Annotated in this window: 11 protein-coding genes; all 11 read left to right on the forward strand. The window is 51.8% G+C overall.

Features of this window, described 5'->3' with window-relative positions:
- The first annotated feature begins 37 nt into the window (after positions 1–37).
- The 11 genes from prfB to L6472_RS01195 all read left to right on the forward strand — a co-directional run bounded on the left by prfB (position 38) and on the right by L6472_RS01195 (position 24,394).
- Positions 38–1,159, forward strand: a complete 1,122-nt coding sequence (gene prfB, locus L6472_RS01145) for a peptide chain release factor 2 (RefSeq protein WP_237806438.1) — start codon at positions 38–40, stop codon at positions 1,157–1,159.
- A gap of 436 nt (positions 1,160–1,595) precedes the next feature.
- Positions 1,596–1,751 carry a hypothetical protein gene (locus L6472_RS01150; protein WP_237806440.1) on the forward strand — a complete coding sequence of 52 codons (156 nt, stop codon included), beginning with the start codon at positions 1,596–1,598 and terminating at the stop codon, positions 1,749–1,751.
- Positions 1,752–2,237 carry a CYTH domain-containing protein gene (locus tag L6472_RS01155; protein ID WP_237806442.1) on the forward strand — a complete coding sequence of 162 codons (486 nt, stop codon included), beginning with the start codon at positions 1,752–1,754 and terminating at the stop codon, positions 2,235–2,237.
- 14 nt (positions 2,238–2,251) lie between these two features.
- Positions 2,252–3,784 carry a helix-turn-helix domain-containing protein gene (locus L6472_RS01160; RefSeq protein ID WP_237806444.1) on the forward strand — a complete coding sequence of 511 codons (1,533 nt, stop codon included), beginning with the start codon at positions 2,252–2,254 and terminating at the stop codon, positions 3,782–3,784.
- Positions 3,785–4,079: 295 nt separating this feature from the next.
- On the forward strand, positions 4,080–5,531 hold the full coding sequence (locus tag L6472_RS01165) for a DUF3575 domain-containing protein (RefSeq protein WP_237806446.1): 1,452 nt from the start codon (positions 4,080–4,082) through the stop codon (positions 5,529–5,531).
- A 74-nt stretch (positions 5,532–5,605) separates the two neighbouring features.
- A complete protein-coding gene (locus tag L6472_RS01170) occupies positions 5,606–7,933 on the forward strand; it encodes a hypothetical protein (protein ID WP_237806448.1) in 2,328 nt (775 codons plus the stop codon).
- A gap of 12 nt (positions 7,934–7,945) precedes the next feature.
- The gene (locus L6472_RS01175; RefSeq protein ID WP_237806450.1) at positions 7,946–8,971 is read left to right on the forward strand and encodes a hypothetical protein; all 1,026 of its coding nucleotides are present in this window, start codon (positions 7,946–7,948) and stop codon (positions 8,969–8,971) included.
- Positions 8,972–8,980: 9 nt separating this feature from the next.
- On the forward strand, positions 8,981–10,720 hold the full coding sequence (locus tag L6472_RS01180; protein ID WP_237806451.1) for a hypothetical protein: 1,740 nt from the start codon (positions 8,981–8,983) through the stop codon (positions 10,718–10,720).
- Between the two features lie 13 nt (positions 10,721–10,733).
- Complete coding sequence (locus L6472_RS01185) at positions 10,734–11,906, forward strand: fimbrial protein (RefSeq protein ID WP_237806453.1); 1,173 nt, start codon at positions 10,734–10,736, stop codon at positions 11,904–11,906.
- 14 nt (positions 11,907–11,920) lie between these two features.
- Positions 11,921–12,928, forward strand: coding sequence for a hypothetical protein (locus L6472_RS01190; protein ID WP_237806455.1), 1,008 nt, complete (start codon positions 11,921–11,923; stop codon positions 12,926–12,928).
- 33 nt (positions 12,929–12,961) lie between these two features.
- Positions 12,962–24,394, forward strand: a complete 11,433-nt coding sequence (locus tag L6472_RS01195) for a hypothetical protein (RefSeq protein WP_237806458.1) — start codon at positions 12,962–12,964, stop codon at positions 24,392–24,394.
- The last annotated feature ends 1 nt before the right edge of the window (position 24,395 follow it).

Below are 24,395 nucleotides of genomic sequence, written 5' to 3' on the forward strand. Positions count from 1 at the left end.
GTTTGGCAGTTCGCCTGCTTCTTTATACCTTTGCACCATGATTACACAAGACCAACTGAAAGATGTGCTCGAACGTGTGGAAAAGTTGGAACACTATCTTAAAATCGATCAGAAAAGAATAGAGTGGGAGGAAGAAGATTTGCGTACGCAAGCTCCCGACTTCTGGGACGACCCGAAGAGGGCTGAGGCTCAGATGAAGAAAGTGAAAACCATCAAGAAGTGGATTGATGGCTACGATGATGTGCGCACCAAGGCCGACGAGCTGCAGCTGGCTTTCGACTTCTATAAGGAGGAGATGGTCACCGAAGAAGAGGTCGATGCCGACTATGCCGCTGCCATTGCTGCCATCGAGCAGTTGGAGCTGATGAACATGTTGCGCCAGGAGGAAGACCCCATGGATGCAGTGCTCAAAATCAACAGTGGTGCCGGTGGTACCGAGGCTCAAGACTGGGCGCAGATGCTCATGCGTATGTATATGCGTTGGGCCGAGTCCCACGGTTATAAGGTCACCATCGCCAACCTGTTGGAAGGTGATGAGGCTGGCATCAAGAGTGTGACCATGCAGATAGAGGGCGGTGAATATGCCTATGGCTATCTGAAGAGTGAGAATGGCGTCCACCGTCTGGTGCGTGTTTCGCCCTATAATGCACAGGGCAAGCGCATGACGTCGTTCGCATCTGTCTTTGTGACTCCGTTGGTCGATGACACGATTGAGGTGTATGTTGACCCCGCCAAGTTGTCGTGGGACACCTTCCGCTCCAGCGGTGCCGGTGGCCAGAACGTCAATAAGGTGGAATCGGGTGTTCGCCTGCGCTACTGGTACACAGATCCCGACACGGGCGAGGAAGAAGAAATCCTGATTGAAAACACCGAAACCCGCGACCAGCCCAAGAACAAGGAGCGCGCCATGGCGCTGCTGCGCTCACAGCTCTACGACCGTGCGATGAAGAAGCGCATGGAGGCGCAGGCTAAGATTGAGGCTGGCAAGAAGAAGATAGAGTGGGGCTCTCAGATCCGTTCGTATGTCTTCGACGACAAGCGCGTGAAAGACCATCGCACCAACTACCAGACTGGCGATGTCGATGGTGTGATGAACGGCAAGCTCGATGGTTTCATCAAGGCCTATCTGATGGAGTTCCCGGTTTCTTCCGACGATTAGTCTGCGAATATATATCGGCATTGCTGAGATGCAATTCCTATAGAATAAAGATCTCATAGTGGCACTATTCATGATGAATGGCGCCACTTTTGTTTTCCAATAGTGATACTTTTAAAATGGCTCCAGCCCCTGGATTGTCCCTTTCCAGCCCCTGGATTGCCCCTTTCCAGCCCCTGAATAGACCTTCTCCAGCCCCTGGATGACGCCATTCCAGCCCCTGGATGCGGGTTGAAAGCTTTACTTTTGCTTGCAGAAAGTGGCACTATTGTCTGCCTGAAGTGCCGCTTTCGTCATGGAAGAGCGTCGCTTTACGGTGCTTAAACCGTTGCTCTGCCCCATAAATTACTTTGAAACAAAAAATTAAACAAATAATTTTTGGCGAAACCGAAAAAAGTTGTATCTTTGCCTCTCGTAAACCTATCAAACATTAAGTATTATGTCTAATAAACAAGGAAAGCATCTGAATAAAAGGCAGAAGGCCTACGCAGAGAAACTGGAACAGAAAGGTACAAACGTCGTGGCATGGATTATCGGTGTGCTGATAGTCTGTGCAGTGCTGTATGCATTTATCTCTGTATTGATGTTCGGATAAATGAGCGGACTGGAGATAGAGCGTAAATTCTTGGTACGCAGCAGCGACTATAAGCGCTTGGCGCATAAGAGCTACCGCATCAAGCAGGGGTATATCTGTAGTGGCGGTGGAAAGACTGTGCGTGTGCGCCAGCGTGATGACCAAGGATTTCTCACCATCAAGGGCCCGTCGCTCGACGGCGGACTCAGTCGCTACGAGTTTGAGAAAGAGATCAGCCTTGATGAGGCTGCCAAACTCTTTGACCTCTGCGAGCCAGGTATTATCGACAAGACCCGCTATCTGGTTGACTACGAGGGTTATACCTTCGAGGTTGACGAATTCTATGGCGAAAATGACGGTCTCGTGGTGGCCGAAGTTGAGCTGAAATCTGTTAACGACAATCCCAAACTACCTCCGTTCCTCGCTCAAGAGGTGACGGGCGACCGACGTTATTACAATAGTCATCTCCGCCAAAATCCCTTTTGTAACTGGAAGGATAGTTTATAACTATTCTTGGGCTTATGAGCATACGTCAGACCATCTCTTGCATGGTCATCTTTCTATTTGTGGCAGTAGAAACGGCTTGGCCGTCGTCACTCACACCATCAGCCCTGATGGCCCAAGGTGACTCCTGTCGTTTTTCTTTAAAGTTCAATGAATCCCTGAAATACTATCAGCAGGCCTACGATGACCTGACCGATAAGGGCGACCCTGCACTCAGGTTGCAGTTGTTGGAGCGCATCATGCGTTCGCACGACATGTTGCGCCATTGGAAGCAAATGCCCGAGGCCTCCTATCGACTCTACATGCTGGCTCGGCAGCAAGACGACTCCGTGTATCTGTCAAAAGCCCTCTTTATGCGGGGCCGACGCCTTTATAGGCAGGGCCACAAGCAGATGGCGTATCAGACCTGTTTCCATGCCCTTGGCATCATGAAGCGCTCCAACTATGAGCATAAGTATCATGAACTGGCGGCCTACTATAGCTTGCTGTGTTTTATGTATTATGGTGATGGTTTGTGTCGAACAGCCATGCGCATGTGCGATAACGCAGAATACTGCGTGCGCAAGGGATCGCAGATTCACGACAAGGTGTGGCAGCAGCGTGCCTGGCAGCGTGTTTATACCATGCGCATCGCCCTGCTGACTGAGTTAGAACGCACTGCCGAGGCCGACCAAATCTATCAAGAGTATGTGGGCGAAGCCCTTTCCGATCCGTTGGTTGGCGATGCTCTGCTGGAGTATTATCGCCTGCGCCACATGAACGACGAGGCACTTCGCTATCTCGACAGGTCCATCCAACATATTATGAGTGACGGCGATAGCTTGGGGCGCAACATGTTGAAGTTGTTAGCCGATAAAGGTTCTATCTATAATCAGATGGGCGACAGCCAGCATGCCGTTGAGTGTTTTGCCAGCACCACCCGTATTGCCGATTCCATCAGCGCTCATACGTTGGCCACCATCTCGGACGAAGTGATGAAGGTGATAGACAATGAGCGTGCTAACTCGCGTCATGGTCAGCTCATCATAGTGATGGGCGCCGCTGCGCTGTTGCTGTTTGTTGTGATGCTACTGATGTTGAATTACAGCTTGATGGTGCGTCGCAAGAACCAAACCATTATGGCCACTGTGCGCCAATTAATGCACTATCGCGACATGGTTGTGAGTGATCAGACTACCGATGGAACCGTTGAAAATCGTTCAACAGATGCACCCGATGAAGTGCAACGACATTTCGAGGAGATAGATCGTCGCATCATCCGTGAACGACTCTTTGTGAAGCCCGACTTCGGTCGCGACGATCTGATGGGCTTGATGGGTGTTGATAAAAACATGCTGGCCACTATTATTAATAAGTACACGAATACCAACGTGCCTGGCTATATCAACACCAAACGCATGGAATATGCCGTGACGCTCATCAAAAGTCATCCTGAATATACCATGGCTGCCATTGGCGAAGCCTGCGGTATCCCCAGTGCCACCACGTTCATTCGAAATTTCAAGCATGTTTATGGCATGACGCCATCTGATTTCCGCCGACAACTGTAGGAATCAGAATCTACCCCCCCAAAAAATTAACACTTGATAACATAACGTAACTGTCAATATTACAAATTTATTGGTTCTTATACTGTGATTAACTTGCGCAAATATGTGCAAGTTTTTTTTTCTTTTTATCGTCTAAAACGCTTTAAATACATGAAAAACTATACCATTTGGACAAAATGAAAAACGTAAAAGACAATTTGACAAAAAGTAATTGTTAAAATTAGTAATGAAATGAAATCATTTAGTAATTTTGCCAATGATAGATTTATGTTATACAATATTAATGGGCTTAAGTATGCGTAGGTTTTTATTGAACATATTGCTTCTTTGCGGGTTCGCCATCAGCACGAATGCTCAGCAGGTCACCATCGGCAACAACCTGCTCTACGATGCATGGCTCACCCCTAATCTTCGCGTCGGTACCCGTCTGTCGCCCCACTGGTCGGTGGGCATGACGGCAGGTTTCCGTCCTTGGCCTACTAACGATCAGACCTCGCGCAAGTGGCGTCACCTATTGTTGTCGCCCGACGTGCGCTACTGGACAGACTCTGTTAACGTGCACCATTTCTTTGGTGCTAACCTGATTTATAGTCATTATAACGTGTCGGAGGTTCGCTTCCCGTTTGGTATGTATCGTTCCGTGCGCGACGAGCGTCGTCAGGGCGACTTGGGAGCGCTAGGATTTTTCTATGGCTACTCCTGGCCACTGGGGCGCTACTGGAATTTGGAAGCCGTTATCGGAGCAGCCGTTGGCTACACCCAATTTAATCGCTATGAATGCGGCCATTGCGGCAAGAAACTGGGCACCACGAAGAAGGCGTTCTTCATGCCCCAGGCTGCTTTGAATATCGTCTATAACCTGCCTGGCAGACCTCGACTGGAACCACTGCCCGAGTTGCTGCCCGAAGTGGAAAGCAAGCCCGCATTTGCACCTTTCATGACGCCCGTGACGAATCTCACCTACAGTGCAGGCCGTCTGCATCAGGACGAGCGTCCGTTGCATGTGCATTTCCCCTTCGACAAGTCGGTGCTGCTGCCCGAGTTCCGCAACAATGCCGAGGTGCTGCGCCAGATACTGGATGTCACCGCCCATGCACTGGCCGACACCATGACCGATGTGCGCACCATCCAGATTGTGGGTCTGGCATCTATCGAAGGACCTGTTGCCTACAACCAGAAGTTGTCGCTTCGTCGTGCCGAGGCATTGAAAGAGTATGTGCGTCAGCACCTGCAGTTGGCCGACACACTGTTTGAGGCCGTTGGCGGTGGCGAGGGATGGACTGATTTCCGCCAGCAGTTGCAAGCCGAGGCCGAGCAGAATGCCGACCATGCCGCAGAGCTGCGCCAGGCACTCGACTTGATAGCCAGCGAGAAAGACCCGAACCGTTGTGAACAGAAACTGAAGCGCTTGAACGGTGGACGTACGTGGCAGTACATCAAGACGCATATTCTGCGCGACCAGCGTAACTCCGGCTACATGCGTGTGATGTATAAATATGAACCCGATAAGGTGGCGCCCCTCATCAACCGTGCCATTGGCCTGTTGCGCACCGACTGTAGCGATTGTCATCACGAAGCCCTGCAGCACCTGCTGACTATTCGCCACGAAGAGCGGGCACAAAATGCACTGGGCGTGGCCTACTACCTCTGCGGCTACACCAGTGAAGCCCTTGACTGTTTCCGAAGGGCCGCTGCCAATGGCGACCGCGATGCCATCGACAACCTGCGGCAACTGGAACATCCCTAACCTGTGAATAGCAATGCTAACAAATGAATAAGCGAGAAAAAGAATATTATTAATTACTAAACAAAATGTTTGACATGAAAAAGTTTTTCAACTATGCCTTTGCAGGAGCGATAGCACTCATAGGTACGTACGTGTTCAGTGGATGCACGTCTGACGACGAAGTCGTGACAGATGCTGTGAATCCTACGTACGATTCGGAAAAAGGAACTGTAAACACACAGTTCGTATTGAACATTGCTGCCGCCGACCAGAGCGGTATGAAGAAAGCGCCTCTGCATCGTTCTTCAGCCACAGCCACACAGGCTCTCGGTACTAACTTCCGTGGACTGACCGATGCTCGCATCCTCACCTACAAGCAGAGCGAAAATGGTAAGCACCTCTATGATGTATCTACCAGTGCGCTCTCTACTCGTAACTACGACCTGTCTAATTTGCTGGCATCAGGTGCCATCGCTGCCGACAACTCTCGTCGTGTGGTTGAGTTGGCACTGCCCATAGGTACCAACACGCTGTTGTTCTATGGCCGTGCTCCTAAGCCGACATCCGGCGCCAACCCCTCGGAGTATGGTAACATTACCTACAACGTAGGCGATAAAGCCACTGATACAGAGTTCACAACGTATGCTCGTATCAATGGTAATACGGCAGCCTTTTCGCATACTTGTACGTTGCTGTCAACGCTGATGACTCGTATGGCCAACTTGGGTCTGCACGTTGAAGCTCCACACGACAAATATCAGAGTAAGTCTGATCGGGACTATAGAGTGTCTTACTGGTCGCCAGGATTCCTGGATGCTCCCTATAAGACCGTCAGTGGTAGTAGGACAGCCTTGGCCGGTGACGAACTGGCAGCTGCGATTACTGCTGGAACCTATACGGATGTTGAGGGTGGTGTGACCTACACCTATAATGGTCCGATATCAAAAGACTGGCGAGATTACGGAGTTGCATACGCAGATCCTGTAACAAGAATAACAATGAAGCCTCTGGAGGAAATCCTGGGTAAGGCCTATGTGCTGATGACCACGATTCGCACGGTGGGCGGTGCTGCCGAAATACGTTCGGGCTCTGCAGACGGTATTCTGAGCGTGATTGAAGACCTGTGGATTGTGGCCGACAAAGTAGCTTCTGCCACAGCAACTAATGAGCAGGAGTATATTGCTAAGAAGATGGGTCAGCGCATTAAGAACCGTTTCAGCAACTATTTCCAGCGCGATGATGTGAATGGCGTGACGTTCAAGGATTTGGCAAGCATCAAGACAGCCTTCAATACTTATATCGATGTAGATCTGAATGTTCTTACAAATGCCATCGACCCCAATACCTTCCCTGAAGCTCTGAACCTCCCAGACGGAGCCGCACAGTTGACGTTCGATCCTACGGCCAATTCAAATACGGGTGCCTTCAGTTATGCTACCACTATTTCTGTGTTCAAACCCGTATCTGATAACACAACGACTGTTGATAAGTTCCTGTATCCTGCAGAGCTTGTTTACTTTGGCAATAGTCCCGTGCGTGTCAGCAATGAGACCCATGCGGAAAGCAATTACCCACAGACTGTGGCAAACTGGGACAACGACAGCTACTGGGTGGCTGCCAATAACCTGAAAGGCTGGGTCAAGAATGGTGCTGTGGCTAATACCACCCGTAGCGTGGCTATGCAGCGCGACATTAACTATGGTACAGCTTTGCTGGCCACCACAGTGAAGTATGGCGCAGCTATCATTGATGATAACCAGGCTGCTTGTACAGAGGAGACCAGCGATCAGCATATCACCGTGAATAGCACCTCGTTCAAGCTCACGGGCGTCATCGTTGGCGGTCAGTGTCAAAAGGTGGGTTGGAACTTCCTGAAAAAGGATGCTACAGGCAACGACTTCAACTTCATGGTTTACGATAGCTATATTGGCAGTGATGGCAATGGCATCACCGTGCCCTCTAACACTGCACAGACTTCTGACTTCAACTACACCCTGTTGTGGGACAACTATGATGCTGACAACAACAAGCAGCCAGTATTCGTAGCTCTGGAGTTTGTGAATAATTCGGGTGTTGACTTCTGGGGCAATGCCAACCTGATTCGTCGTGGCAGCAAGTTCTACCTCGTAGGCAAGCTGGATCCCACCGGCAGTTCGTTCCCCACTAGCAGCCGAGCCAAAACAGATGCAGCAAACTACATTCTGCCTCCTTACAAGGACGATGGCACCACTGATACCGAGAAGGTTCGCGTGTTCATGCAGGACCACAAGACCACGGCTAACTTCACCATCAGTACTTCTTCACTGAAGAGTGCTTACTCTACCGTTCCCGACCTGCGTTCTTCACAGGTATCGCTGGGTCTGGCTGTAGATATCCAGTGGGAGCCAGGTCTTACATTCAACGTAGAACTGGGACAGCAATAAACAGTTATTAATATGATGTATCTCGACAGAACAATCGCAAAGCTGATGGTGACAGTGCTCACAGCATTGTCACTGTCGGCGTGTTCTGTCATCGACGATGATTTGTCCGACTGTCAAGAGGGCGAGAAGTTCGAGATGGACTACCAGTTGAAGCTGGTCACCAACATGACTACGGAGCTGAAGACCCAGCTGACCACCATCACCGAGATGAGTGTGGCCAGCGCGCTGGAGACACACCTGAAGGACATCTTCAGCGACTTCGCCCACGATGTGGACCTCTCGTTCTACGATACCGAAGAGGAACAGGAGCGACTGGAACATGTACAGGACATTATCAATGCCAATCAAACCAGCTACACGCTGACGCTGCCCATGCGCAAATACATGCACCTGGCTGTGGCCAACATTAAGAACAACCCTGTGGTGGCGCTGCACGACGATGAGCTTAGCCCCACGTCGAAATTGCAGCAGACCGATGGCGAGAAGATTACCTCGCACACCACGGGCCTGTTTACGGCACGACTGCCGATGGAGGTACTGGAGGGCATCGATCAGACATTCAATGTCCGACTGTATATGGCCAACAGTGCTGCCACGCTGGTCATCGACCCTCGTGGTGTGAGCTATCGCGACATGAAGGTCTATGCCACCGGATTTGCCAATGCCTTCTGTATCAGCGACAGCATCTATCGCTTTCCTGAAAAGCCCGTGCTGGTCGAGGCAGAGAGAGTAGCCACCGACAACGACCTGTTATGCTTCTGTTCGGTGAACTTCCCATCGCCCGATGCTGTGCCTGCTGGGGCACCACGCCGCGTTATCGATACCTCGCTCTGGCAGTTTAAGGTGTATGTTACCAAGACCGACGGCACCGTGACCGAGACTGTGCTTGGCATCCCCGAGCCGCTGAAGGCTGGCGACCTGAAAGTGATCAAGGGCGAGTTGAACGACGACGGCGCTGTGACGCCAGCCAACAGTATGGTGGGTGTGAGTATCACGCTGAACTGGAATGATGGCGGCAACTATGATTCGGAACTATAATCAATACCTATGAGGAAGAAGAGACTACGTCTGATCTTACCTTTGCTTGTTTTGACAGTCCTGAGCGGCTGCACAAACGACGAGTCGCTACGCACTGACGAACAATCCGTCCGTGCGCAGTTGGCATTCGCAGTGTCGCCTCTCACCAAGTTGCACCAGGACAAAGCACCCCAACATCGTTCTGCTGCCAGTGTGGTACAGGCCGATGATCATTTCCGCGGGTTGCAAGAGCTACACCTCATTCCCTTTTCCAAGCGGGGCCGCGTGGAAGTGGACGACCTGCCCAGACTTTTTGGGGTGGACTACAGTGCTGGCAGCGACTATAGCAAGACCAACGCACACTTCTTCTACTATGAAGGCATGCAGTTGATGAACGGGGTGGCTTCGTTTCTGGTCTATGCCCGAGCTGCCGGTTCTTCAGATGCGTCGCTCGCCAACAAGCAGTATTATGGTGCACTGACAGCCAACTACCCTGTTGATGGCAATCCCGCCGACATCTCTTTCAATCTGCAGTCTATCCGAGACAACAACGATGTGCCCAGTGAGGCGGCTGACATCGCCCGCTATCTGACGGCCATCGCCCATGCGGAATGTCTGCACGAGGCGCATACCTATTCGTGGAGTGCTGCAACCGATTCTAAGTTGCAGGCTTTCTTCCTGAACTTCATTAATCAGGGGCAGGAGACCACTGCGCCCATGGCTGGCTCGTCGGTCAACGTGAATGCCTATGTCAGGGAGCTGCGAAGCAAGATCGCCGCACTGACCTATTCCGACTGGACCGTAGAGCGCAAGCTGCAACAGGCCATCATCGACTCTATCGACAACAAGGCTGTAGGTCTGCCTGTCAACTATCCCGCCTCTATCGGACTGCCCGACGGTGCTGCCGTGGTGCGTTATACCAACGGACAGTTCGTTCCACAGACCACCACTACCACGCTGGCCAGGGTGGCCGGCATTCGTCGTTATGCGCATCCGGCAGATTTGTACTACTATGCCAACAGTCAGATTAAGACCACTACGACGGATACCCGCAAAACCTATTATGAGAACGAGGCCACCTGGACCGATGTGCTGGCACGATACGAGACCGACAATGGCGTGGTGCGTAACAACACCACATCGGTGGCCATCAAGGAACCTGTGCACTATGCTGTGGGGTGTCTGCAGATGAGGCTCAATCCGCTGACGGTGTCGCTGAGCGATGCCGACGGGCGTTATATAACCGTTGATGCAACGACCTTCCCGCTGACGGGCATCATTGTGGGCAGTCAGCGCCCTGTGGGCTTCGACTTCAAACCCACCAGCACATCGGAAGTCGATGTGCGCTATGTTTACGACTGCTATCCGGTGGCTCCCGATAACAGTGTGATTTATCTGCCTCCCTATGGCGGCACAACTTCGGCCAACAGTAATACGCTGTTGCTGCAAACACCCGACGACGAGGAGGTGACCGTGATTGCTGAGTTCCAAAACAACAGCAACGTCACTTTCCGCGGACTGAACGGACTGGTTTACCCCGGTACCCGTTTCTACCTGTTGGGTATCTTGGCACCCGAGGGTGGTGCCACACACGACTATCAGCGTCGTGTCATTACGCAAGACTATGTCACCACGCTGAATGTCAGCGTCAACTCTCTCCGTAAAGCGTATAATGTGGTGCCCGACCTGCTGACAGAACGGCTGGAGGTGGGCATACAGCTGACCGCCGACTGGAAGATGGCGACGCCAACGATTGTAGAACTTGAATAAACAGAAAGACCGCATGAGACAAACTGCTGGGACATATCGCATCATTCGCACACTACTGCTACTACTGGCAGTGGCAATGGGCGGCGTGGGCTGTTCTCATGATAGCGGCGACGAGGTAGGGCGTGCGCCTGTGACTCCGTCTTTATACCTTAATATATATATAGAAGGCCAACAACTGAGCAACAAGCAGTCGGCTCCTCGGCGCGCCTACATCGGTGATGTGGCTGCCACGGAGGCCGAAAACAAGATCAGCAGTGTGCAGATATGGGTGTTTACTCATAACGATGGCACTCTGGTGGGCTATCTGAATCCGGCCATTGGTCAACTGAACAGTCAGCGCAGTGCCACCTACCTGATGCTGGTGCCAGACGAGTTTGCTCAGAACCCCACCAGCGTGGATGTCTATGTGCTGGCTAATGTTGCACACACGCATCAGCTGGACGAGACCACCACGCGACAGGAACTGGATGACGCTTTGATGCTGACTGGCGACCAGCCCTTCGGACTGACCGTCCTGACTACGGTGGTGCCTGCAGAAGGACTGCCCATGTCGGGCGTGCTGAGAGACCAGCCCGTCTATGGCGATAGCCCCGTGCTGCGCATTGGTACGGCACAACAGCCAGCTATTGTCAACGTGACGCGCATGGTGTCGAAGGTACGCTTCCTGTTTGGCTGTGCCATGACGCTGTCTGACTTCCAGATGACCCGCGTGGAGCTGGCTGACAACATGATTCCTGCCGACGAATATCTGTTCCTGAGCGACGATGGCAACGACTATCACCTGGGCAACAGCTATGTGACTGACGCCACCACACTGGCCACCATCACCGAAGAGGTGCCCAAGATAGAAGATCCGGAGACCTACGAATATCTGTCGGGTATGGCCCCCTCGTACTATGACCGACTGGTCAATGCGGCTGTGGCCGACGGTCAACTGCTGCAGGCAGGACCGTTCTACCTGCGCGAGAGTGACAAACGGCTCAGTGGCACCATCCACTATATAGTCGATGGCGTTCTCAAAGAGGCACCATTCCAGATGGAAAGGGCGGGCGACTTCTCACGTAATCACACGTGGATTGTGTATAGTTACTATGCAGGCAATGCCACCGACCGACTGGTGGTGAACGATGTCTTTGTGACAGACTGGAACGAAGTGAATCAAAATCACGAGGTGTATAACTGGTAAGCAAGTGTATGGCAATGAAGATGTTTCTGAAGAATATGGCGATGAGCACACTGGCAGCACTGCTGCTGGTTGCTTGCAGCATGGACGACGTCAGCGACCCACAGGGCACAACCGACGGCGAAATGCTGCAGTTGTCGTCGATGGTGAGACGCTCACCGGCCATCGTGCCAACCACCGACCAGGCCATCGAGATATATGTCACGCGGGGCACTGAAGCCCGAAGAGGCTCGTTCAGCTATGCCACCGACCTGGCGGAATGGCGCAGCAACGTCAGGGTGCTGCCTAACGAGAACCAGTATCTCTATGGCTTTATGCCTGCCACTGCGGCATCGTCAACGGCTATCAGCTACTTGTCGGACGGCTATGCCAAAGGCGCAATGCTGACCATCAACAACCTAGACCCCGTGACACCTGTTGACCTGTGCTTCCTGGCTGGCGTCAAAGGTGGTGAACCTGTGTCCAGTTCGGAGAATATCACCCTGTGGAGATACCTGTATGAGGGTCAACCCAAGAACCACAACAAGGTGAATCTGCTGATGGAACACCTCTATGCCAGCCTCAGCCTGCGACTGCTGGTGGGCAGCGATTATGACATCCTGCGTACTATCAAGGTGAAGAAGATACAACTGAAAGCTGCTGGAGCACGTAAGGTCAACGTGAGCATCACGCAGTGGAACGGACTGGAACCGCTGTTCAACTATACCACGACCGAGACGGCTGTCGAGGTGACAGACATGCTGAACAGTTCCGAGGGCGAGACGCTTAGTACCAGCGTACCACTGGTGGTGAACGACCTTTATGTGGCACCCATCCTGACAGGACTGAAGTTGGTGAGCTTCTATGATATATACGACAAAGAGGGCCATCTGGTCAGAAAGGACTGTCGAGCAGAGAATGACATCACCGGACTGATGTCTATGCAAGACGGCACCAAGACGACGCTCACCATGACGGTGGCTCCCAGCTACCTCTACTATTTAGCCGATCCTGATGCACTGGATCCGACGATTGTGAAGGAGTGAAAAACTAAAAAAACGAACGAAATGCGAAAGCTAATGACCATATTACTGAGTTGGATGTCTGCACTGGCAGTGCAGGCACAGATTACCATTGGCGGCAACGTCTATGGTGGCGGTAATGTGGGTGATACGAAAGGCTCAACAACAGTCACTATCTATGCTGGCGACATCAACAAAGTGTATGGCGGTGCCCGTATGGCCAATGTGCAAGGGGCTGCTTTTGTACATGTAGATGGCGAGCACGCTTCAAACTATATCCTGATTAACCACCTCTATGGCGGTAATGACATAGCCGGAATCATCGGCGCGTCTGATTCTATCCCTAAGCAACTGACGAAGGTGGGTACTGGTGCCGGACAGAATAAGATTGATAGTACATGGAATGCCTTTGTGCGTCTTTCTACCAAAACGGAAGTCGTTGGCGGAAAGGTCAACGAAGCAGCCGATGCTCAGAAGATATATATCGGACAGCTCTTTGGTGGTGGTAATGGCGACTATGACTATAACTCGATGCGATTGGAAGATGGTGAGACTCCAAATCCCTATTTCCATTTGAAGAAACCAGAACTGGGAAAGACCTATCTGGAACTGCTTGGCGGTTCTGTATCCTATGTCTATGGTGGCGGAAATAATGCCACCGTGACAAATCGTACGGTGATCTGTTTGGATAACCCCAGCAAGGTGGTCAACAGTATCGTGGACGCTTCAAACCCCAATGCCGACGGCGAAGGAGAACTGATGACCGACGAACGACTGGAGAATGAAATGGGTATCAACCTGACCTTCGCCTATCCGCATAGTGAGCAATATCAGATAGGACGTCTGTTTGGAGGTAATAACAAGGCAGAAATGGCTATACGACCCAGATGGAACCTGCTTCGCGGTTCTGTACGTAACCTCTATGGCGGTGGTAACGAGGGGCGTATGACAAGTCCGGAGGGCTTGCTCCTGCAGGTGGAAGGCGACAGCATGGTCGTAGAGAATGTTTATGGCGGATGCCGCAAGGCCGATGTGCGTGCCCTCTATGGCGGCGACGACAATCATCCTGTGCCCTATACGGAAATACAGCTGGATCCTACCGATAACCCGAACAATATTCCTGGTGGCTATGCAGCGCGTGTGCGTGTGCTGGGTGGCCACGTGACTAATGTTTATGGCGGTAACGATATCTCGGGCAACGTTTATGGTGGTAACACCGTGGGTATCCTGACCCGTATCTATGGCAATGTCTATGGTGGAGGCAATGGCTCGTATGCCTATACAGACAATCCTAAACTGAAAAATGATCCCAGATGGGGTGATTTCTACTATAACCCTGCCGAGATACTGGGATTGGAAGGCAACAGCTTCACGCAGATGCAGTCGGCAGAAGCCCTGAACCTTTTCCGACCGAATGCTGAACAGGTGTCTATCTTGGTTCGTGGCACGGCAGAGAAGCCAGTACTTGTTGAGGGCGCCCTCTATGTGGGTGGCAACAGCGCATCGCTACGTGAACAGACGGCCAGAAGCAACTTTGATACGCGTCAGCCGCATATCAAGATTGGTTCCTATGTCACCATCGACAATGTGTTCTTGGGCAATAATGGCGAGAACATGGTGAATTATCAAGAGACTGACAATGAACATGGCCGTGGCGAGGGCGTGCTGCGCACAATGGCAAGTACCGATAAGACTCCCGATGGTTCACGCTTCAATTCGATGAATCTGAAGGACTCGCTTTTGTTTGCCAAATACATGGAAGGCTGTGCCATGAAGATTAAGCCTAACGTGCTGTTTGAGGATACAAGACGTGGTGATGCCAATGATTATATACCTTACACTACGCAGTTTGGTTCGTTCTACTGTGGTGGTAACGTGGGAAGCATCATGACAGACGGTAAGATGACCGTTGATTTTGTGGATAAGGTGATAGTATATAATAAGGTGGTAGGTGGTTGTAATAATGCCAACGTCTATGCCACCGACGACTTTAATGCGGAATACCTGGGCGGACTGCTGGGCAATGCCGATGCCAATGGCGATAAGCTGGAGCTAAACTTCGCCGGATTGAAGATTCAGCCCAAGCGCTGGAATGCCACAAAGACGGCATTGGAGTGGAACACCATCAGTGCTGCTACGGGCGAGAACGTCAGTTCCGAGGGCTTGCTGCCTGGCACCACAACGGCAGCCGATCATGATCGCCGACTGAAGGGTGGAAATATCTATGGTGGATGCTATAACACCGGTCATGTGAACGGTAATGTGACGATCAATATCAATGCTTCTATCGTTGACCGCAAGGGCGAGTTTGCCATCTTCGACCAGGTGGAACAGAACGAGGGTGAAGCTATCCTTTATGGTAACAGCGACTATCATGTGACAGAGCGCCGCTCGGGTGTGATCCTCGATGAGCAGGGCATGGATGTGCTGGGTCAGGCACTGAACGTGTTTGGAGGCGGCTATGGACACGAGTCGGAGATATGGGGCAGCACGACGGTCAATATTAACAAGGGTTATGTGTTCCAGGTCTTTGGCGGTGGCGAGAATGGTCCGGTGGGAAATGCAGACTATTTCGACCCTGAGGCCTGGAAGCTGGTCTATTCCTATCACCCGGAGAATAGTTGCTATGTCAACCTGAAAGGTTCTGTGGAAGGTGTACACCGAGGTCATGTCGAGGACGACGACGAAATGGCTGAGGCTGAGTTTATCTATGGCGGCTCGTTTGAGGCGCCCATCGCCGGCAATGTGGTTGTAAACCTGGGTAATGGTCGTGTGTTCAACGCCTTTGCAGGTAGTTGTAATGCCGACATCTACGGACATACGGAGATGTATATCGGACGTAATGGCACGGATGCCGATGGTCATGATGTGTTGGGATTCCCTTGGGTGCGTGACCATGCGTATGGTGGTAATGACCTGGGTGGACGCATCCTGAACAAGGGTAACTTTATGAACCGTATCAACGATGATGTGGTTGACATGGTGCATAACCCAGATTCTGCAGACGTGCCCGACGTGACGAATGCCTCTGCCTATGTGGAGTATATTCAGGGAAATGTGAGCCACCTTTTTGGTGGTTGCTATGGCGACTATGACTATACGGATGCTCACTACCGTCAGTACACTTATCCTGATGGTGCGTCGAAACCTGGCTTTACAAAGCCTCGTCTGGACAACGCGTTTGTTAACCTTCGTCCTAATGTACATGTCAGAAACTCACTGAAAAAAGTCTTTGGCGCAGGACAGGGACACCTGAAGGGACTGGGCGTGGACAGCATGCAGAACCGTAGCTATATACTCGTAGAGATACCAAAGACCACTTCGAAATATCAGAATATTGAAATCTTTGGTGCCGGTGCCAACTGTGGTCTTGGTATGGGTGTCAATCCGTTGACACTGAGTGGCTATACGAATGCACTTGAGGGCACCGTTGAGGGACGTCCGGACAGTGGTTCTGCCATCATCGACCTGATGACGGGTCAGGTGAAGAGCGTGTTTGGTGGCAGCTATGAGGAGGGCGTCACCCGCCGTTCGGTTGTCAATGTGCCGCAGGGCTCGTCCATTTTCGTGGACAGCATCTTTGGTGGTGCCTATGGTGACGATCCTCTCTATCCTTGCGACGTCTATGAAGCGCATGTGAACTATTGTAGCGAGGAGGCTCGTGTGGGAGCGCTCTTCGGTGGAAACAACTCTGCCGACCGTACCCTCTATGGCCAAGTGAACATCAATGTGCCGGTGTGGAAGGATAAGGAGAATGGTTATCTGGCTACGGTCTATGGTGCTGGTTTCGGTTCTGACACTTGGTCGCAATATACCGAGGTGAACCTGTATAACGGTGCCAAGGTCTATGAGGTCTATGGTGGCGGAAACAATGGTAAGGTGCTGAACATGGAGTCGCTGCGAAAGTGGAAAGAGACCGACCCAACACTTGACCTTTCACTGCCTGGCTACGAGAATGCAGATGGCTTCGATGACGGTCTGGACAGCCCGTTGGCGCATGCCGTGCGTATGGATGGCAAGAAATACAATACCAACGTACACATCCACAAGGGTGCCACGGTTGTTAACTACGCCTATGGTGGTGGTTATGGTACGAATGCGGTGGTCAGCGGTTCTACTTATATCGACTTGTTGGGCGGTAATGTGATAAAGGATATGTATGCCGGCGGTACCAGTGGTGCTGTGCAGGACTACTATAAAGCTGGAACCTTCACGGCCAGTGCCACTGCTTACGTAGAGGGTGGTTCGGCTCGTAACGTCTATGGCGGTGGATGGCAAGGTGACGTGGGCTATACTAGGAGCGAGACAGCACAGAACGGCAAGAAGACCATCGTGGAAAATATTCCCGGAGAGACAAATGTGGTGATTGGTATCCGCCAGGATCGTACAGAAGCGCTGCCCGAAGATTATGGCTATTATGATGGTGTGCCAGCCATCTTGCGTAACGCCTATGCCGGCGGTGAAGGTGGTTCGGTGATTGGCAGAGCCACACTGACCATGAACAATGGCTACATTGGCTATTACTATGATACCGAGAGAGGTACTTACGTAGAGAAGGTCAACGATGAGACCTGGAGCGACCACGTGGGTAAGGATCGACTGTCGGACTGTGGTAACCTCTTTGGCGGTGGCTACGACGACAACAGTAGTGTGGATACGAGCTTTGTCACCGTGTGGGGCGGCATGATACGTAACAGCGTGTTTGGCGGTGGTGAGATTGCTACCATCGGACGCGGTAAGGTGCACGAAAGCGATGTGGACAACAAGATTCGTGAACTGGACAGCATCTATCTGTATGGCGGCACCAATGTAACACTCTATAACGGTCATGTGAAGCGCAACGTGTTCGGTGGCGGTAAGGGCTATAACATTCTGGGATATGGCGGTATTCACGGTTTCTATACCGACGGCTACGTGTTCGGACAGACTGCAGTGAACGTGTATGGTGGTGAAATCGGTACCGACGAAGGACTGGCGTCTGGCTATGGTAACGTGTTTGGCGGTGGCGATGTGGGCTATGTCTATGGTCGTGGTTACTTCAGCGAGAACAGCCGAAAGATTGGTACGGGCTCGCCTAACCATTACTACTACTACGACAGCGAAGGACACCTGACAGAAGACTGTAAGGTGGTGGTTTCGCCACAGCTGCAAATCAGAAAGAACGGCACACCGGTGACGTTCCAGGGAAAGGTTTACGGTCCTTATGACTATGTGCCTACCGACTATCTGAACACTCTGCCTGCCGATAAGGAAGACAGCAGATGGGCCAACCTCTATACAGGCGACGGACTGACAGCCGACGACCGGGTGGAGCGCGGTGTGCATATCCATAATGCTGTGTTTGCTGGTGGTAACGTGTCGTCTAACAGTGAGAGCTATAACAATGCAACCACAGTATTCGGTAATACCACGGCAACACTCAACGATGTGTACCACCATGACTATATCACCGTGGGCACAGAGCATACGGGTGGTCTCTATGGTGGTGGTAACCTGTCGTTGGTGGGTGGCTATCGCGAACTGAACATCACGAACTATGGTACGGACTACTACGGACTGGACCAGCAAATCTCGTTGGAAGACTATCAGAAGCTGACCAACCGTGAGCGTGCTTACTTCAGACTGGAATACCAGTGTCAGCAGGATGTGGTGATTGGTGGTAAGTCTTACCACGTAACCGATCGTATCAGTGAGGAGGAGTATAATGCTTTGCCCGCTGCCTATAAGATTCCGGAATACTGGATGCAGTATGGCTTCTGTTCTATCTATGCCGGACGATTGTTGAACACCATCCAGCGTGCAGACTTCTGTGGCGTATTTGGCAGTCGATTGGTTTTGCAGGGTGCCAAGGACCGTGTGGCTGACGTGGGCGATGCAACGGAGTACACCATCAACCGTGTTGGCGAGCTCTCGCTGAATCAGAAACACTCGGTGATTGCCGAAGACCTGGCGCTGAAGCCTGGTGCTGTGCCAGCGCTGAATGTGAGCGACCAGTCACCTGATGACTATCTGAATGCAGAGAATGCACTTCATGGCAACTACTTCGGTATCTATAGCGTGGTGAACTATCTGGGAGGCTTGACGAGCGATGTGCACTTTAGCGATCCTTACAGATATGTGGAGCACGGTAATGCCAAGACTGACGACACTGAAACCTATTATAGCTGGAAGACAAGTCACATAGACAAACGCGACCGTAATAATGGTACTTCTATTAATCAGATGGCATTGGCATCTGGTGTGTATCTGGAACTGACCTCGGAGCGGAGTACACCGAAAAACAAGATATATGGCGATATTACAGGTGTGATTGAACTGGACCTGATTAATGTGAAGAAGGACATTGAGGGTGGTGGCTATGTCTATGCACGCAATGAACATGGTGAGCGCAGTGAGATATCTCATGAGAACACTCTGCTGTCTGTCTATAATATGAAGAATGGCGATGAGGCGCTGACCAATAAGATTTTTATATATAGTCCAACGGTGCTGTTGGACCACCAGACCAGCGGCAACTTTATCCATAGGGCAAAGCGTATCGTGGATGACTGTTACCCGAACAACGGTGTCTATGACGATGGCTACGTGGCCTCGCCGGCACACTATTGGTACATCAAGGGTGAGGTGTATATTTACGACCAGGTGGTATCGGCCTATGTCGGCTCTGCTTCAGCCTACTCAAAGGAGGTGAAGATACCTCTGACCATCACTGCTTGCTCTAACGGACGACTCAGACTGATGAACATCCAGCCCAGCCTCTATGCTTACTATGCTAACGATGAGCGGACGGAGAAGATAACACCTGACGGTGTGAAAGTGGAAAACGAGAGTATGACGTACTACCTGAACGACGTCATTTCGTGGTGGGACTGGCACCAGCTGCCGGATAATGAACAGAGATACTTTGTCAAGGAAACCCGCGTCAACGTGGACTCTTGTATCATTGATGGCACGCCTTATTCTGCAGGTGCATTCGTTCTTGAAGATGATGCCACCCTTCATAGCACAACGGCCTGGCAAAACTTTGTGTCTGGAAACCACACGGTGTGCAATGCACTCGGTGAGGAGGTGACAGACCTAAACATGTTGTTCCACTCGTCGAACAATATTGGCCATGACACGGGCTATGTGCTCACCGTGAAGATGGACAGCCCGAAGGATTGGAACGACTGGTATAGTCCGCTGATGGACGCTGACGGCGACAAGATACGAAAGGATGCCTATAAGGCACTGCCTGATAAGTCTGGCTATATAGAGGGTCCTACATACACGTTGACGGGAGCCTCAGGTCTGTATGGTCAGCGTGAGTATGAGGTGGGCGATGTGATCACGAAGGAAGCTCATGACGACTATGTCTCTACGGTGGTGCGTATGCCGCAGCCACCCACAGGACAGGCTGTTGTGGAGCCAGCTTATGTGGCATTGGAAGATTTCGCAAACACCCAGAAAGGTAATGCAATCGGTCAGGAAGCTTACGATGCGCTGGATGATAAGTCGAAATTTGAGCCTGCTATGGTCTGCATCAACACTTTCCAGATTGGCGAAGAGTCGTACATCCTGCACGGAGAGCTGGTATCCGGAACCGACGAAAGCCTGGAAGAACTGGCTCGGAAATACAAGGTGTACAACAACAGCAGGATTAATGCCGACTCTGTCACCAATGCGGAGGCGCTGGAGTATGTGAAGGCTCATCTGTCTGAAGCCTACTATGTCAAGAGCGATGGCCTCTATGGCGGTCAGTACTACGAGGCAGGCGAGAATTATAGCGCCATCAAGTCGTGGTGCTCGCTGACAGATGCACGTGAGAATTTCGATTTCAACTATGATGCCCTTGATTTGCTGATTGACCCAGACTATCATGGCGAGGGCTTCACGGATGTTTATTATAAGAGTCCGTATAGCGATGTGAAGGCGGTAGAGTATGATGCCATTTACGACGGCCCTGGCACTCTGACTTATTATGATAATGACAACGTGGAACACACGATTGCATCGGGCAACAAACTGACGCGTGAGGAGTACGAGGAAGTTAGAAACGATCAACTGCACTATTCAAGCATTGTGGTGCCCGCAGGGTCTGGCGAACAGAAGATATTTATTGTCAACGAGTCGTTGATAGACAATGGTACACCTTATGCAAAGGGACAGGAAATCAGTGAGAAAGACTTTAAGTTGCTGTCGGCTGTCAACCGTGCCAAGGTGGATTCTGTTACCTTCCAGAAGGAGGGCATGGCAAACACGGTGTTCTATTGCTACGAGACTTATACGCCTTCTGCTTCGTTCACGACAGAGCGCGGTACTGCAGGACAAAAGGGTTCGGTAATCTCTGCCAGTGTCTTTGCCACGATTCCTAACTACCAGAAGCTTTTCTCAATACGTGGTTCTGAGCCAACCGAGACGACAACACTCTTTGTGTCGCGCGAATCAACAGCCAGGGATGTGACATCAGAGAAAATTCTGACGGCCGTTTATCAGTACACCTACTACGAACCTGATGAAGAGGGCGAAGGTATGAGTCTGGTCAACGAGCTCCATGTGCTGAACATCCATCTGCAACTGGAGAGCGGCGCACCAGAGATTGGCTTCCTGAATGCACCACCAGCCGTGTTGCCCGGCACCAAGCTCGGTCTGAAGGCACCCACGGTGAACCCCGGTCTTTACGAGGTGCTGACCAGCGGTTGGGAGATGTTCACAGACGAACATGATGCGATGTTGCGCCGCAATGGCGTGTCATTTAAGAACAACGGAACTCCGCTCTACTGGTATCAGGACCAGAAGGCATGGCTGGCGTTCTATTCGAAGACCTATCTGGGCAAGACCTATTCCAACTATGTGCCAGTGACGGTGGCTAACTATCATGATTTGGACGAGGTGATGGCCGACAAGGAGCATCATCTGTATGTGGATCATCCCGATGTGAGCCGCAACTCGAAGATATATATCGACGGTCGAACCTGCACGTCGGATGCTGGCAAGAGCAAACTCGACCTGCTGAAAGATTTCTACGACCTGAGTCTGCAGACGACAGAGGCTGCTACGGGTGCTACGGCAGGACATGCGCTGCTCGACAGTCATGTGAAGGGTGGTGCCAACCTGGAGTTCATTCTGAAAGGTGATGTGGCACCAAAGGCCTACACTGACTGGACACCTATTGGCGGCGAAGAACAGTGCTTTGCCGGAAATCTGCATGGCGATGGCTATACCGTCAGCGGACTGAACAACTCGCTGTTTGGCAAACTCTGCGGCAGTGTCTATAACCTCGGCGTGACGGGCTCGTTCTCGTCGGCAGGTGTCGTGGATACTGGTGATGGCTATGTAGAGAACTGTTGGATCAACACCACGGGAACACCCGACGGTTCGGTCTATGCCGTATTCGGTAATCCTAGCGACGAGGAACCAACAACCCGCCAGCTGGTCAACAGCTATTACCAAGCCGGCAAGAACTACAAGACCACGGCCAACACCCATGGTGTGGCTACGCCTATGTCTGCACAGGCATTCTATAATGGTACGGTGGCCTACAACCTGAACGGCTTCTACCTGAACAAGCGCTATTATGACCAGCAGCTCACTGGCGGAAAGGCATACCGCTACCTGAAGTCCGAGAATGATGAACTGTCTGAGCAGATGCTCACAGGCTATTATCCCACCACGCCCGATGCCCGTTATGGCGATGTGGGCTATGTGGAGAGCCGTTTTGAGGATGGTGACTTTATCTATGCGGATGGTTACATACCAGAGACGTCCGATGCCCGTATGCGCATGGAAAACAGCAGCGCTGCCTATGCACCTATATGGCCCGATGACTACCTCTTCTTCGGACAGACGCTGACCTATGGCTACAACCTGTCACGTCCGCACGATGACACGCCTGTGCATATCATCAAGAATGGCAACCGCCTGTCGCTGAGCGGTGCCGGCAACCGCGTCTATCGTGCACCTGCCTACTACCAAAGCAGTGTCATGGACAAGGTTCACTTTAATCTCTCGGCTGTGCTGGCTGCCAAGTCTGCACCTAAGTCGATAACAGACACAGACCTGAAACCGGCCTATCCGAATATGACGGCCGTTGACTTTGCCGGTCATAACGACAACACGTGGGCACTGGGCACCACAGGTGCTGCTACGCCAGCCTCCTTCTATCCACCTATGCTGGACGATGCCGATGGACTGCTGAGTATCACGAACGAGGGCGAGACCACCAACCTGCTGGTCTATGCACCTTCTGCCGAACTGAATGCCAAGACAAACGAAGTGCTGACCAGCTACTTCGTGGATCCTGTCTATGCAGATTATGACGTGGACGATGACTATCGCCGCGTGCGCACGGCACCTACCTCTATGGTTCATGGCCACTTGGTGCAGAGCAACCTCACGGCCATCACTGACCACCTCCTGGTAGATAAGCGCGATTTCAACTGTCCGTTGAGCTATACGTTCGCCTCTGGAAAACGCATGTGGCATCAACGTACGCCAGACCTCTATGTGGACATCAACAAGGGATGGGAAACCGTCAGTCTGCCTTTCACCGCCGAACTGGTATCTACGCAGGATAAGGGTGAGATAACACACTTCTATAGTGGTAGTCGTACGGCTGAGACAAACGGCGCAAAGATTGGTCACGAGTACTGGCTGCGCGAGTATCAGGGCAAGTCGGCCGAGGACGAGCAGGTATTCACAGCGGTCTTCAGTTATCCGCAGGCCACGGGCGACGACAAGCAGGTGGACAACACCTTCCTGTGGGATTACTATTACAGTAAGAACGCGCAGAAGGATGCCAACAACGACACCTACCAGACCTACTATGAGAACGGACGTGAGTTCTCAGACTATCCGCTGCTGACCACGGCAAAGCCTTATCTGATAGGCTTCCCGGGCAAGACCTACTATGAGTTTGACCTCAGTGGCGAATGGACCGCGCAGAACACTGCCAGCGTGGCCCCCGCACGACTCGACAAGCAGGTCATCAGTTTCGTTTCCGAACCGGCCATCACCATTGGCGTCAGTGATGATGAGCTGAACAGCGTGCCTGCCGATGGCTATGCCTTCGTGCCCAACTATATGAGTAAAGTGACGAATGGCTACCTCATGAATGCCGAGGGACGTAGCTTTGATGTGACGCCCGTTGGCGGTCTGGCTGCAACGCCATTCCGTCCGTATTTCGTGGCCAGTCCTTCGTCATCGCGTCGCCAAGTGCAGTCCATCCTGTTCGTAGGCAAAGACACCTCGTTCGCCTTCGATGAGCAGAAGCCATCTGAAGAGGAGCTGGGCGAGGGCGACCTGCAGTTCCGTCTGCGTCGCCATGCGATAGAGGTCACTTCAACGCTGCGTCGTGCTGCCGATGTGCACATCGTGAATACTGCCGGCGTGAAGGTTGGCTCGTTCACCATACAGCCCGGTGAGACCATCAGCACCCGTGTCGGAGTGGGAGGTATCTATATGTTGAATGCCGACGGTGGCAGATATCAGAAGAAATTAGTAGTAAGATAGA

Source organism: Prevotella sp. E13-17 (assembly GCF_022024035.1).
Classification (GTDB): Bacteria; Bacteroidota; Bacteroidia; order Bacteroidales; family Bacteroidaceae; genus Prevotella.

Bases quoted from the DNA above. Each gene is read 5' to 3' on its own strand.
- prfB (WP_237806438.1), top strand. From the start codon at position 38: ATGATTACACAAGACCAACTGAAAGATGTGCTCGAACGTGTGGAAAAG.
- L6472_RS01150 (WP_237806440.1), top strand. From the start codon at position 1,596: ATGTCTAATAAACAAGGAAAGCATCTGAATAAAAGGCAGAAGGCCTAC.
- L6472_RS01155 (WP_237806442.1), top strand. From the start codon at position 1,752: ATGAGCGGACTGGAGATAGAGCGTAAATTCTTGGTACGCAGCAGCGAC.
- L6472_RS01160 (WP_237806444.1), top strand. From the start codon at position 2,252: ATGAGCATACGTCAGACCATCTCTTGCATGGTCATCTTTCTATTTGTG.
- L6472_RS01165 (WP_237806446.1), top strand. From the start codon at position 4,080: ATGCGTAGGTTTTTATTGAACATATTGCTTCTTTGCGGGTTCGCCATC.
- L6472_RS01170 (WP_237806448.1), top strand. From the start codon at position 5,606: ATGAAAAAGTTTTTCAACTATGCCTTTGCAGGAGCGATAGCACTCATA.
- L6472_RS01175 (WP_237806450.1), top strand. From the start codon at position 7,946: ATGATGTATCTCGACAGAACAATCGCAAAGCTGATGGTGACAGTGCTC.
- L6472_RS01180 (WP_237806451.1), top strand. From the start codon at position 8,981: ATGAGGAAGAAGAGACTACGTCTGATCTTACCTTTGCTTGTTTTGACA.
- L6472_RS01185 (WP_237806453.1), top strand. From the start codon at position 10,734: ATGAGACAAACTGCTGGGACATATCGCATCATTCGCACACTACTGCTA.
- L6472_RS01190 (WP_237806455.1), top strand. From the start codon at position 11,921: ATGAAGATGTTTCTGAAGAATATGGCGATGAGCACACTGGCAGCACTG.
- L6472_RS01195 (WP_237806458.1), top strand. From the start codon at position 12,962: ATGACCATATTACTGAGTTGGATGTCTGCACTGGCAGTGCAGGCACAG.